The sequence below is a fragment of the Staphylococcus sp. LKG3-1 genome, assembly GCF_048568385.1.
Taxonomy (GTDB): domain Bacteria; phylum Bacillota; class Bacilli; order Staphylococcales; family Staphylococcaceae; genus Staphylococcus; species Staphylococcus saprophyticus.
In genome coordinates this window covers 2127668-2141861 of sequence record NZ_CP183796.1, presented here as the reverse complement: position 1 = coordinate 2141861, position 14194 = coordinate 2127668, and the positions used below count along the sequence as shown (strand labels likewise).

13 protein-coding genes, 1 pseudogene and 1 riboswitch are annotated in these 14194 nt (G+C 33.5%); of the genes and pseudogenes, 4 read left to right on the top strand and 10 right to left on the bottom strand.

From position 1 onward, the window contains the following. Positions 1-13: 13 nt before the first annotated feature. Complete coding sequence (locus tag ACM595_RS10590) at positions 14-1177, top strand: MFS transporter (protein ID WP_037539125.1); 1164 nt, start codon at positions 14-16, stop codon at positions 1175-1177. A 107-nt stretch (positions 1178-1284) separates the two neighbouring features. Here the strand turns inward: ACM595_RS10590 and cspD are convergent, their stop codons facing one another. The 4 genes and pseudogenes from cspD to ACM595_RS10570 form a co-directional block, all read right to left on the bottom strand. Next, positions 1285-1485 carry a cold-shock protein CspD gene (cspD, locus tag ACM595_RS10585; RefSeq protein ID WP_011303913.1) on the bottom strand — a complete coding sequence of 67 codons (201 nt, stop codon included), beginning with the start codon at positions 1483-1485 and terminating at the stop codon, positions 1285-1287. A gap of 360 nt (positions 1486-1845) precedes the next feature. Continuing rightward, the gene (locus tag ACM595_RS10580) at positions 1846-2289 is read right to left on the bottom strand and encodes a VOC family protein (protein WP_002484257.1); all 444 of its coding nucleotides are present in this window, start codon (positions 2287-2289) and stop codon (positions 1846-1848) included. 819 nt (positions 2290-3108) lie between these two features. Continuing rightward, positions 3109-3625: pseudogene (locus tag ACM595_RS10575) on the bottom strand (VOC family protein). Positions 3626-3769: 144 nt separating this feature from the next. Next, on the bottom strand, positions 3770-5044 hold the full coding sequence (locus tag ACM595_RS10570) for a dicarboxylate/amino acid:cation symporter (RefSeq protein WP_037539127.1): 1275 nt from the start codon (positions 5042-5044) through the stop codon (positions 3770-3772). A 463-nt stretch (positions 5045-5507) separates the two neighbouring features. Here ACM595_RS10570 and ACM595_RS10565 point away from each other — a divergent pair, with 463 nt between their 5' ends. Beyond that, positions 5508-5882, top strand: a complete 375-nt coding sequence (locus ACM595_RS10565) for a hypothetical protein (protein WP_041079849.1) — start codon at positions 5508-5510, stop codon at positions 5880-5882. 96 nt (positions 5883-5978) lie between these two features. Beyond that, positions 5979-6317, top strand: coding sequence for a hypothetical protein (locus ACM595_RS10560; protein ID WP_041079848.1), 339 nt, complete (start codon positions 5979-5981; stop codon positions 6315-6317). An 81-nt stretch (positions 6318-6398) separates the two neighbouring features. On the opposite strand, the gene ACM595_RS10555 is transcribed toward ACM595_RS10560, so the two are convergent. The 6 genes from ACM595_RS10555 to xpt all read right to left on the bottom strand — a co-directional run bounded on the left by ACM595_RS10555 (position 6399) and on the right by xpt (position 12911). Continuing rightward, positions 6399-6617: a hypothetical protein gene (locus ACM595_RS10555; RefSeq protein ID WP_037539129.1), complete on the bottom strand. Its 219-nt coding sequence runs from the start codon at positions 6615-6617 to the stop codon at positions 6399-6401. Positions 6618-6752: 135 nt separating this feature from the next. Next, positions 6753-7430 (bottom strand): hypothetical protein, encoded by a 678-nt coding sequence (locus ACM595_RS10550; protein ID WP_037539130.1) that lies wholly within the window; start codon positions 7428-7430, stop codon positions 6753-6755. Between the two features lie 566 nt (positions 7431-7996). After that, entirely contained in the window at positions 7997-9538 is a 1542-nt protein-coding gene (guaA, locus tag ACM595_RS10545; RefSeq protein ID WP_002484263.1) for a glutamine-hydrolyzing GMP synthase, read from the bottom strand. 22 nt (positions 9539-9560) lie between these two features. Next, positions 9561-11027, bottom strand: a complete 1467-nt coding sequence (guaB, locus tag ACM595_RS10540) for an IMP dehydrogenase (protein ID WP_002484264.1) — start codon at positions 11025-11027, stop codon at positions 9561-9563. Between the two features lie 37 nt (positions 11028-11064). After that, positions 11065-12333, bottom strand: a complete 1269-nt coding sequence (gene pbuX / locus ACM595_RS10535) for a xanthine permease PbuX (protein WP_002484265.1) — start codon at positions 12331-12333, stop codon at positions 11065-11067. Beyond that, positions 12330-12911, bottom strand: a complete 582-nt coding sequence (xpt, locus tag ACM595_RS10530; RefSeq protein ID WP_002484266.1) for a xanthine phosphoribosyltransferase — start codon at positions 12909-12911, stop codon at positions 12330-12332. The genes pbuX and xpt overlap by 4 nt, the downstream gene beginning before the upstream one ends. Positions 12912-13168: 257 nt before the next feature. Beyond that, positions 13169-13271, bottom strand: a riboswitch (purine riboswitch). Between the two features lie 225 nt (positions 13272-13496). Between xpt and ACM595_RS10525 the strand changes: the two genes are divergently transcribed. Beyond that, positions 13497-13913 carry a general stress protein gene (locus ACM595_RS10525; RefSeq protein ID WP_002484267.1) on the top strand — a complete coding sequence of 139 codons (417 nt, stop codon included), beginning with the start codon at positions 13497-13499 and terminating at the stop codon, positions 13911-13913. The last annotated feature ends 281 nt before the right edge of the window (positions 13914-14194 follow it).

The window sequence follows — 14194 nt, the reverse complement described above, 5'->3', positions numbered from 1 at the left end:
GGAGGGACAAATGATGAAAAATAATAAATTAATCATATTCATCTTAACTATTGGCGTCTTCGGTATATTAAATACTGAAATGGGGTTTATTGGATTAATCCCTCAGATTGCTGAACATTTTAATGTAAGTACATCTACTGCTGGTTGGTTAGTTTCCGTTTTTGCTATAGGCATTGCGATATCTGGACCTATTATGCCTTTATTACTTTCAAAAATAGAACGTAAAAAAGTAATGATTGCTGTACTTGTTATCTTTATTATCAGTAACATTGTCTCATTATTCACAACAAGCTTCAGCATATTACTCATTGCAAGAATCATCCCGGCCATATTTCATCCTGTATACATTGCGTTAGCATTTTCTGTTGCTTCTGATTCCGTTAATTCAAAAGATGCTCCAAAAGCAGTAGCTAGAGTATTTATTGGTGTCTCTGCTGGCATGGTCGTGGGTGTGCCTATCGTTAATTTCTTGGCAAATCAATTCAATTTATATGCTGCGTTAGCATTTTTCGCATTAATTAATATGATTGTATTGATTCTCACTATAATCTTTATACCTAAAATGCCCGCTAAAAAAGCAGTAACATATGGAACACAGTTACGTGTACTTAAACGCCCTTTAACTTGGCTATCCATTATTGTATCTATATTGTTTAATGCTGCAGTTTTTGGTGTCTATAGTTATTTGACCGATTTTTTAAATATTGTAACTAACGCGCCAAGTCATGCAGTATCTATTATTCTCTTTTTATATGGTGCCTCTAATATTTTAGGCAATGTCATTGCAGGTAAGCTATTAACAACGATTCCCAAAAAAGCAATTTTTCTTTTACCTTTTTCATTGATAATTATTTATGTGGCCATGTTTGGTATTGGCTCATTTTTAATTCCAATGATGATGATTTCAGTACTTTGGGGTATACTCGCAGGTATTTCAGCAAATATTACACAATATGTCATTATCTCAGTTGCGCCCGATGCACCTGATTTATCAAATGGTATTTTTCTATCTGCTGTGAATTCTGGTACAACCATAGGTACATTTTTTGGCGGCATATTTATTGCAAGTTTAGGATCGAATTTTGTTATCTTTATTGGCATACTGGCCTGTATGATAAATATTTTATTTATCTACTTAAGAAACAGGGAGCTTAAGCAGTTTGAAATAACTTCATAAAAAGCAAAAACCCCTTCATATGTTTTCACTACATGAAGGGGTTAATTATTCAATATTTGTATTTTGGGCATAAAAAAAGACGAGTTATACTCGTCTTTTAGCCGTTATTATAGTTTAACAACGTTAGCTGCTTGAGGACCGCGGTCGCCTTCAACGATTTCGAATTCAACAGCTTGTCCTTCTTCTAATGATTTGTAGCCTTCTTGAGCGATTGCTGAGAAGTGTACGAATACGTCGTTTCCACCTTCAACTTCGATGAAACCAAAACCTTTTTCTGCATTAAACCATTTAACTGTACCGTTATTCATATTAAATTCCTCCATATGTGCTTTTGCACGAATATTTGTAATCTGTCTTAAAAAATCAAAAGGAGTAAATTCAAAAGAATAAAACTACAAATCAATTTCACGAACTAAATTACTTAATACCTATTATAGCGTTTACTTCTGCGTTTGTACACCCCTAATTGAAAATAACTTTTATTATTTAATCATTCTCGTCATTATATTGTATTGACCGACTTAATTTTCACACGATTCATGCATTGTTCTCAGTTAATTTAAAGATCAAGACAATTTTTATGATTTATGAGTTCACAATATAAAAAGAAAGGCAACTTAATCTATAAGTCCACACTTTCTTAAGTTTAATCCGTAACCGCCTGAGCGCTATTTGTTGATTTTTGTATAATCCTGACCGTGTAACATCCAACGTACATTGTACTTATCCGTAAATGCGCCCATTTTACCACCCCAGAATTGTTCTTCTAAAGGCATTTCAACATCTACCGCTTCTTTAACACGACGATATAACGCTTCAACTTCTCTTGTGTCATCTTCATTATTAATATCATAGTCTATTAATAATGAAATACCATTGTTAATTCTTTCTGCTCTACCAAATGAATCAGATGCAAGCACTGTAGTACCAGCAATATCAAATTGCGCATGCATTGTTGCATTAGCTGCTTCTGCTTCACTCATATTAAAATGAGCTGCTTGATCTTTACCAACTGGTAATCTTGTAATATTTGTAGCACCAAATACTTCTTCATAATATGCTAATGCTTCTTTTGTATTTTCAAAATTCAAATAAGGAAAAATTGTTGTCATCCTGACACCCCATTGTTTAATTTATACTTGCTTTGCATATTATTACATAAGCTATAAAATAGTGGTATTTTAACTCCGAATTACACAATTTATTTTCGTTTAATTTGTAATGATACAACCAGAACCTATATCATCACACTTTTTTCTTATAAAATTCATGATCTTGCTAACATACTTAGAATAATCTTTTCCTTTTTTGTCTCTAATTTTATCACTTACTTTATACTAGCCTTGTTCTAACTTACTTTTTCTACATATTTATTTAAGTTATGCTTAAGTTTTTGTTTCACTAATTTGCTCTCCCTATAATTATTTCAGTCCACTCCATTTTCATTGTTGTTACATTATGTTTCTCAATACCAAATCATTTTAATTATGTGCTTAATTTAATACTTTTAGTTTTCTTAATTTAAAAATATCCTCGCACTTATTACAGTACAAGGACATTCATTTTAACATTTTTCAATTTTAAAACAGCATGTTATCTTATTTACAAAGTAACATAATATAACTTTTAATAACATATATTATTTAAGTTATTAAATGCTGGAAGGTGTTTCGAAAATCAACTTACTATTAAAAATCCTTTTAGGTATACTTTTCGTCAGTATCAGTTCTTGGAACAACACCATTTCTACACGACAGAAGGTTAATAAAAAAGCTGAAAAACATCGCACTGAACCAATGACAGGGGAACAGTTTCGTTTCATGTTTTTTCTAAATGTGACGATGTCTACTGGTTTTTATTTACTTTTGGTTCATACCTTTTTTAATTAAAAGTATAAAATTCAGTGCTTAAGTACATACAACAACTCGAAATTATGGAATAAATACATTACTTTCACTATCCTCAGGATAATAATAACCATTTGGAATTGATTGTAACTCTATCAGACTATGCCATGGCGATTTTAAATATACACTACTGCTACCTTCACTGTCTTCATATCTAGAGTTATCATGTTTCTCAGATAAAGGGCTCGCTCCTGCATCAACAGCTTGTTGAATTGCACGATCCATATCGTCGACAAATAACGAAATATGATGATACCCATTATCTTCCAACTCAAGTGGTTCCCTTTTATCGTCACTTTCTATCTCAAACATCTCAATATTCGGACCATTGCCAATCACAATCATACGTTGTTTAACAATAGCAGACCCCTTAGATAGGCCTAACATGCGCTCTACTTCTGGACCTTTTCTAGGTTCATCATCGTAAGTTAAGCCATCATATGCATATTTCGCATCAAAGGCATCTTACAAAAAATTTAAATGCTACTTCAATATTAGGCACTGTCATGCCAATATGGTTAATACCTCTTATATTACTTATTTTATCTTCCTCCAATTTATAAACGTTTTATTTGTATACCCTATTTAAAATGAGTTTAATAATTGCAGTATATCATCCATTTTTTACAGAAAAAAGCACACCTTATTTTTATTTATAAGGCGTGCTTGTAGATTTATTATTTTGTTAAATTGTTTTCAGATACTCTTCGCCTTGTTTTTTATCATAAACACCTTCTGTTTTAGCGATAAAGATTGTAGCTACTGAGTTTCCTAATACGTTTACACATGTTCTAAGCATTTCAAGTATTCTATCTACACCGATAATCAATGCTAAACCTTGTGGGTTTAATCCTACAGATCCTAATGTAGTTAGTAATACTACGATTGAGGCTCCTGGTACACCCGCCATACCTTTAGACGTTAACATTAATGTAATCATTAATAAGATCTGTTCACCAATACTTAAATCAACACCATATAATTGAGCAACAAATAGCGCCGCAATAGATTGGTACATGGCCGCACCATCAAGGTTAAATGAATAGCCGGTTGGTAGTACGAAAGATGCAATATCTCTCGGCACACCAAAACGCTCCATTTTTTTCATTACTGTAGGTAATACTGCTTCTGAACTTGCAGTCGAGAATGCCAACATTAAATCGTTCTTTAATAGTTTGATAACTTGTGTAATTCTTACACCACAAACTCTTGAAACAATGCCTAATACAATGAAAATAAAGAATAGCATTGCAATTACCACAGTTAAACACAATTTGAACAATGGAATTAATGCAGATAATCCGAAAGTAATAATCGTTGTAGTAATAAATGCAAATACTGCAATTGGTGCTAATAATAATACTTTTCCAATCATCCAGAATACTGCTTCTAGTGCACCGCCTAAAAAGTCTTTAACCGGTTGTGCTTTTTGTCCAATTGCCGCTAATGCTAAACCAAAAAATACTGAGAAGAATATAACTGGTAATAATTCTCCAGAAGCAAATGCCTCGAAGATATTCGTTGGTATAATATTTACAATTGTATCGATCAAGTGATTGCCATATGTAGATTGTTCTGCAGCTTTTGCAGTTGATTCATATTTAGAAATATCACCTTTTGGAAGCAAATCAGGATTTAGTCCAACACCTGGTTTGAATAAATTACCAAAAATCAAGCCCATAAATATCGCGAAACTTGTCATAATAACAAAGTATAATAATGTCTTACCACCGTAACGTCCAATCGTTTTTGTATCCCCTACATTTGAGATCGATAACGCTAAAGAACAGAATACGATAGGTACGACTAACATTTTAATTAAATTTATAAATACATCGCCAAAAGGTTGTATATAATTAATTACATCTTTATTTCCATGTAATATACTTCCTAAAATTATCCCTAGCACTAATGCTATGATAATTTGTGTCGGTAAGTTTATTTTTTTGATAACTTTCACTCTTGTTCATCCCCTTTTTCAACCTAACATTGTCCAAATGCTAGTTTTCTACAAAATATATTTTATCATAAACAAAATTCCACTCATATATTAAATTTACATGCTTTTAAAATTATTTATGATTTTTAATTTTATGCAGACATTCAATTAAGAATTTATAAATTATTTTGAAAGGGATTATAAACTGATAAACCCTGTCACCAAAGGTTATTTGCGCATATATAAGTATTTTAAAGGTCATTTTTTAATTGTGAACAAATTTGTGAACAGTAATAAAATAATCATCAAAATTCAGGCTTATTTGTTTATTTAAATGCCTAATATTGAATAAATATAAACGTGATTTTGTAAAATCATGCTACCTCATTTCATGATATACATGGTTGGTTTGATGTTATTTAAATTACTTTTGAATATATGTTATTTTTAAAATATAGTGTATAAATATTTAAGGAGGGGTATCTTGATAGAAAACAAAGAAAGTTTTACATTACTCTATCAAGCTATTAGTGAACTTGCAGCAGAAATGGGAGATAATCAGTTTGAAACTAAATCTATTAATCTCATATTTTTAGATCTAGATATCGAACATGAATACTTTGACAAACTATTTCTAGCATTCATACAATATGTGAGCAGGCATAAAGGAGAAGCTATCTCATATAAGAATTTACTAGTTTTAATAGAAGACAAGATGCCACGAGACTTATCACTTCATATCAAACATAAAATTATCATTGGCTTTGCTAATAATTATTTACCAGAACTCAAACCAATTGCAGATGATATAAAATCTGCTATCTTTAATCAAGTGAATAAACAAATAGATCTTGAATGATTCTTGACGCACTTCATTATGATGCCTTTGCACAGTTTGACACTTTATATATAAATACGTTAAATTTCATTTATAAAATATTTAGGAGTATTTATATTGAAAACAGCATTATTCTTCGTCACAATTTTTGTATTTTCAATGATTTGGTCAATGATTATCATTAACTATTTACCGGATGCAGCAACTGGTAATAAACGTGATAAGACACGTTACAGTGAAAAACAGCGTTTAATCATTTTAGAAACATTGTCTAGAACTTGCACTTGGTTCATTTATTTTTTAGTCATTTCAATTCTCACAAGGTATTTAGGGCCGTCAAACACAAACTTTGATTTAATATCTAAGTACCCCCTAATCACGGTCTTAATTGCCTTGATTATACTTGGGGTTTTGAACTATTTGTTTGTTAAGAAAAAATACAAGACTACTGATTAACACTTGTAATCTATGAATCAAAAAGCGCTTTTTAATTTCGAAAAGACGCTTTTTACTCATTCAATGAAATCACCAAGTACATCATTCTAATAAGTTAAATAACGCTGTTACAGCCATTAAAACTCCTAAGTTGATAAACATTGGTTTTTCATATTTTTGTTTATATTGCTCATAATCATATTCGCTAATTTTCTTATTTTTCAATTTCCAAAATACAAGTACAAAATAGATGGATTGGAACATTAAAATACAAAATGAAACGAGCAATGCCACGTATAATATCATTTTTAATATACTCATATAAACACCCACTTACTATTAATTAATCACTCGCGTTGAATTAATAACCTTAATGGTTAAGCTTTCTTGCCATACCTCATTAAAATTTATACTTTTCCAAACAAAACTGTATACCCCATCTAAAGCGATTTTAAATTAATTGCTGTACTTAATTTTTCCAGCTAAATCTGCGATTGTCTGGTCATCCCCTTGATTAATCGTGACCGTTTCAACATTCTCTTCAATCGCTTTTGTTGTTGCTTCTTTCATATTTGCATCAGTCCTTGAATCACGCCAATCATATGGAACATTTTTATATACATTGATTGACCCATCACCATTGCTACTATATGTCACTGAACCACCTACACCCATAGGAGCTTTTAATTTTACAACGTCTTCTTTAAAGACAGCACTGTCCTCAGCTTGTGGATTTACTTTAGAACCTTTTGGCAATTTTTCTACATTTAATGAATCCATACCATCCATATTATTTTTCAGTGGTCCTAGTTGATTCCACACGCGAGCATACTCAATTTCTTCATTATTGTATTGATTTAAAGCACCTTCGTCTTCATCAGTTGTTTCATTCTTGTCTTGAGCAGACTGATTACGTCCATCATTGTTTGTATTGGTATTTTGTTGCTCTGTTTTTTGTTCATTTTGTTTGCTGTTGTCTTTGTTCTTTTCCGATTTGTCTTTATCTGAGTTGCTCGTGTTATCTGTATTTTCACTTTTTTCTTTAGGTTCGTTATTTTCTGAAGCTTCGTTATTACAACTTGCTAATAGAACTGATAGACTCACGGCAAATGTAGCAATAATAGTCTTTTTCATAACAGCAGCCAACCCCTCTTATCAAATTATTAAGTTTACAATAACATATTTCTAATCCGTTTACATTGCACTCAACATTAAAACTATCCATAATAGTTTTTTGAAAACGGCTATTTTAATGGTTATTTTTCAACAATTTTACTTAATCACTTTTTAAACAGATGTTCATTGTATTGTTAACAACATATTATCTTTATACTACGCTTAGATAAAAAAGGTGACTATTCATACATTTACCAATACCAATTGCGATTGTCTTGGGAATTATTTTTGTTATTCTTTATACTTATATCGGTATGAAATTAACACTCAAACACCATAATCATAAAAGAAAACATTATAATGTAGAACCGATGTCTAAACTACGCATCTACGTCGAAGCATTCTTCTTTGTATTAGCTGGCATATCATTTGTGTCACTACTTATTTACATAGGATATTTTAGCTAGATAGCGACTTTTGTAATATATACGTGGTCAGAAAATTTTAATTTGGTTTTTATAATTTCAAATCCACAAAAACAATCCCTTAAGCCTATGCCTAAGGGGTTACTTCATTCTATACGATTATTCCCACTCAATTGTGCTTGGTGGCTTAGATGTAATGTCATAGACAACGCGGTTAACGTGGTCCACTTCATTTACAATACGACTAGAAATCTTCTGTAAGACTTCCCAGTCGATACGTGCAAAGTCACTTGTCATACCATCAATGGATGTAACAGCACGGATGCCTACCGTGTGATCGTATGTACGGTAGTCTCCCATAACACCTACAGATTGGATGCCAGGTAACACTGTGAAATACTGCCAAATCTCACGTTCAAGACCTTCCTCACGGATGACCTGTCTTAAAATGGCGTCTGATTCACGTACAATTTCAAGTTTGTCTTCTGTGATTTCACCAAGTACACGGATACCTAATCCAGGACCTGGGAACGGCTGTCTCCATACTAAATGTTCAGGAATACCTAACTCGATACCTAATTCACGCACTTCATCTTTAAACAGTGTATTGATGGGTTCGATTAATTGGAACTCCATGTCTTCTGGTAAACCACCCACATTGTGGTGTGATTTGATTGTTTGTGCTGTCTTCGTACCAGATTCGATAACGTCTGTATATAATGTACCTTGTGCTAAGAAATCCACACCTTTTAATTTAGATGCTTCATCATCAAATACATAGATGAATTCATTACCGATGATTTTACGTTTTTGTTCTGGATCAGAAACACCTTGTAATTTGCTCATGAATCTTTCTTGTGCATCGACACGAATAATATTCATGTTGAAACCTTCACCAAATTGTTCCATAACCATGTCGCCTTCGCCTTTACGTAATAAACCATGGTCTACAAAGATACACGTCAGTTGGTCGCCAATCGCTTTGTGTAACAATACAGCTACTACAGATGAGTCAACGCCACCACTCATCGCACATAGGACTTTACGGTCACCAACTTGATTACGAATTTTTTCAATTTCAATCTCAATGAAGTTTTCCATTGACCATTCACCTGTACAGTCACATACACGACGTACAAAGTTACGAAGTAAATCGTTTCCGTATTCTGTGTGACGTACTTCTGGGTGGAATTGCACACCATAGATGCGACGAGATTTATCTTCAATTGCTGCATAGTTGGTACTTGGGCTATCAGCAATCACTTCGAAACCTTCTGGAATTTCGATCACTTTATCTGAGTGGCTCATCCAAACATTTTGTTCTTCTGGTAAACCAAAGAATAACTCATCAGTCTTCGCATTAATAATGGCTTTACCATATTCACGTTCATTGGCACGCTCTACTTTTCCACCTAAAAGTTTTGTAGTTAGTTGCATACCATAACAAATACCTAAAATAGGTACTCCCAAGTTATAAATTTCTGGGTCAATTGTGAATGAATCTTCTTCATAAACTGAGTTAGGACCACCAGAAAGGATAATCCCTTTAGGATTTAAACGTTTAATTTCTTCCATGCTAATCTCGTGGTCATGTAATTCACTATATACACCCATTTCACGAATGCGTCGTGTAATTAATTGGTTGTATTGGCTACCAAAGTCTAAAACAAGTATGAGCTCTTGCTCTTTCGCCATTTCCATATCTTTTTTATCTCCTTTTAACTTAGAATGAATAATTTGGTGATTCTTTTGTAATTTGAACGTCATGTGGATGACTTTCTGCTAGTCCAGCAGGTCCCATGCGCGTAAATTGTGCTTCTTCTCTTAATGCTTCTAAGTTTCTAGAACCTGTATAACCCATACCAGATCTTACGCCGCCCATAAGTTGATAAATTGTATCTTGTAATGAACCTTTATATGCAATACGACCTTCGATACCTTCTGGCACGAATTTTTTAGGTGCTTTATCTTCTTGGAAATAACGGTCGTTTGAGCCGCTTTCCATTGCGCCTAATGAGCCCATACCTCTATATACTTTGTACTGTCTGCCTTGGAATACTTCTGTAGCCCCTGGGCTTTCTTCAGTACCAGCAAGTAGACTACCTAACATAACTGCATGGCCACCAGCCGCTAATGCTTTGATGATGTCTCCAGAGAATTTAATCCCGCCATCAGCAATAATTGCTTTACCATGTTTGCGCGCTTCTGTTGCACAGTCATAAACTGCTGTAATTTGCGGTACACCAACACCAGCAACGACACGTGTTGTACAAATAGAACCAGGACCAATACCAACTTTCACTACATCAGCACCCGCTTCATATAACGCTTTTGTACCTTCGGCTGTAGCTACGTTACCTGCGATTAATGTAACTTGTGGGAATGTTTCTTTAATATGTTTAACTTGCTCTAATACACCTTTAGAGTGACCATGAGCTGTATCAATAACTAATGCATCTACACCAGCTTCTACTAATTTTTGAGCACGGATGTCTGTATCTTTAGCAATACCGATAGCAGCACCAACTAATAAGCGGCCGTGTTCATCTTTTGCAGAATTAGGGAATTCTAGTACTTTTTCAATATCTTTAATTGTAATCAGACCTTCTAAACGGCCTTCTTTAACTAATGGAAGTTTTTCTATTTTATGTTGTTGTAATAACTTTTCTGCTTCATCTAATGTCGTACCAACTGGAGCTGTAACGAGTTGCTCTTTTGTCATCACATCAGAAATTTTAATTGAGAAGTCTTCAATAAAGCGTAAATCACGGTTAGTAATAATACCGACAAATTGTCTGTCTTCTTTATTATTCACAATTGGCACACCTGAAATACGATATTTACCCATTAATGCTTCTGCTTCAAAAACACTTTCTTCTGGAGTTAAAAAGAATGGATTTGAAATAACGCCATTTTCTGAACGTTTTACTTTTTGTACTTCATCAGCTTGATCTTCAATATTCATATTTTTATGAATAACACCAAGTCCACCTTGTCGTGCCATTGAGATTGCCATTTTTGATTCAGTTACTGTGTCCATACCTGCTGAAATAACAGGGATGTTTAATTTAATACCTTCTGATAATTGCACACTTAAATCCACTTCTTTCGGTAACACATCTGATTCTGCTGGTAACAGTAACACATCGTCAAAAGTTAAAGACTCTTTTTCAAATTTATTTTCCCACATACGCTTACAGCCTCCTAATATTTGTTTGATAACATCATTATTTCATAACTTCCGTATCTTGTTGCTGTTTTATACCATTAAAAAAGAAATTCAAAATAATTGCTGAAATTGCGCCAAGAACAATACCGTTTTGTGTTAACCATGCAAATTGCTCACCCAAAGCTTTGAACGCTTGCGGTACTGCACTTATACCCGTTCCTAGTCCAACTGATACAGCAATAATCAATAAATTATTTTGATTCTTAAAATTAATATTACCTAATATACTAACACCATATGCCATGACCATGCCAAACATTGCTATCATCGCTCCACCTAATACTGGTAGAGGAATCATATTAGCAAGTGCACCCAATTTAGGAATACAACCACAAATGATTAACAAGATGACCATGCCATAGATAACTTTATTCTTTTTCGCACCAGATAATGACACTAACCCAACATTCTGTGAATAAGCGGTATACGGAAACGCATTAAAGATTGACCCTAAAATGATAGCAATACCTTCTGCTGTATAACCTTTTCGGAAATCTTTACGTTCCAATTTTTTACCTGTAATTTCACTCAATGCGTGATATACACCAGTTGATTCTATTAAGCTGACTAATGCGACAATAAAGAATACGAGCGTTGCACCTAAGTCAAAGCTAAACGTTGAGAACCTAAATGGTTGTGGTAAAGAGAACCAATGTGCTGTGCCAACTTGATTAACATCCACGATACCAAAGAGTGCGGCTAATACTGTGCCAACAATCAGTCCAATAAGTATGGCAATAGATTTTAGAAATCCAGCAGTAAAACGCTGTACAATTAAAATGATGATCAGCGTAACGACACCTAAGATGATATTTTTAGGATCACCGTAATGTTTATCACCTTCACCGCCTGCTAAGTAGTTCATCGCAACTGGCATCAAATTGATACCAATAATCGTAACGACACTTCCTGTAACTACGGGTGGAAAGAACCTAACTAAATAAGAAAAGAATGGTGCGATAAGAACTACTAGTATACCCGATAAGAATAATGAACCATATAAGTCACCAATACCTTTTGTTTGTCCAATTAAAATCATCGGTGCCACAGCTGTAAATGTACAGCCTAATACGATTGGTAGTCCTGTTCCTGTGCCTTTCCATACTTGTAAGAAGGTTGCTACACCACACATGAAAATATCAACTGTTACTAAAAAAGCGATTTGTTCTGGCGTGAAATCTAAGCTAGTACCTACAATAATAGGAACCAGTATCGCACCTGCATACATCGCTAATAAATGTTGTAAGCTTAAGATGAACGTTTTCATGCTTCGTCTCCTACAAACGTCACTTTATTACCACTTAATGATGCGACTTTACATAAAGATGAAACGGTTAAACCAGCTTCTTCTAAACGTTCTCTGCCTGGTTGAAAGCTTTTCTCTACGACAATACCTATACCTACCGTTGTAGCCTTAGCTTGTTTCACAATTTCATTTAGCCCAAGTGAAGCATCACCATTGGCTAAGAAATCATCGATGATTAGTACGCGATCATTTTCACCTAAAAACTCATCAGACACGACAACGGTACTTGTCGTATTTTTTGTGAAAGAATGAATCTCTGCTTGATAAACACCTTTTTTCAATGTACTCGGCTTCGCTTTTTTAGCAAAAAGACAAGGTACGTCGAAGTGCATCGCGGCCATAATTGCTGGTGCAATACCTGAAGCTTCTATCGTTAATATCTTCGTAATACCTTCATCTTTAAATTGCTCATAAAATGTTTGTCCCACGTCGTGCATTAACCTTGCGTCTATTTGATGATTTAAAAAACCATCAACTTTCAATATCTTTTCATCAATCACAACACCATCTGCTTCAACTTTCTGCTTCAACAAATCCACTCGAAAAAACCTCCTCATTTTGTGTACAAAAAAAATCCTAAACTAACTTAGTTTCAGGATCTATGAGTGAACGTGCAATACCAAAGCAGCATCGTTTCAATTACAATATATGTCCTTAAAATTAATTTTTTTTACATTCATTTCCCTTTAACTATGTAAAAAAAGTATTCTTAATGAACAAAGCTTGTATGTATGAGCGCTTTAAAAAGTCTAGTTTCTTTCACAACTTTTCATAACTTCTCAATTTGAATCGCTAGTGTATTGTATTGTTTACCCATAGTCATGTTGTTAATGGCAACATGGTAGAAACTTCTAAAGCCGTATCCTTCAGATTATATGAGTTAGATAAATTATTAACTGATGATAGCAAATTTTGGCAATATTTTCAATACACTTATTGATTGTAAACGCTTCACAAAAGCTTTTACTTCTTTTTTATATTTTTTCAGAGAACGTTCACATATGCATGAAATGTCGTTTGTCAGTTGTGTAAGTTCATTATATAATGTAATTGTATTCGTTTTATATAATAACTTAAGGGTAAACACAAAATAATTCATATAATAATGAACGGAGGAACACTAAATGTCAGAATTCACTATTGTACAAAACAAAGAAGATCTTATCGATGCAATAAAATCTAAACTATCAGAGGGTTATAAAGAATCAGAAATGACCGTAATTAGTAAAACAAAATTACACATTGATGCGTTACATGATTCTGAAGTCAATCTAACTGCTACAAGTGGTTCGTTCAGTGATAAAATGGCTAAAATTTTAACTGGCGAAGACGGTGAAGAAGCCGTATTGGCTCACTACAAGCTACCTGAAGAAGAATTAGAACGCTATAAGAAAGAAATATTAAACGATAATTATCTCGTTGTTGCTACAAAGGATACGACTTCACACCTAGAAGCCGACAAAGCCAACGTTGCTTTCGAAACGAACCAAACTAAAAGTAATAGCCATTACTCCGAAGAAACAAACGGACCAAAATCATAATCCAAACGTTATACGTAAATCAAAGATGGTACTGGAGGCGTTAGCTTAAACTCTCATTTCACCAAAACCATTTTGAGACGCATCTGTGACGTTAAATTAAGTACTGAGATACTGTTTGATTAGTACTACAACATTTGTATAAGTCGTACTAACGTAAACAAATAACGCCCTTATAATTTAGTCGGTCGAGACACACATATTGATGTCTCGACCCTTTTTATGTTTAACTGCAAATTAAATTAAATTGCAATTCGATTCATATTTTCTCTATTATGTTATAA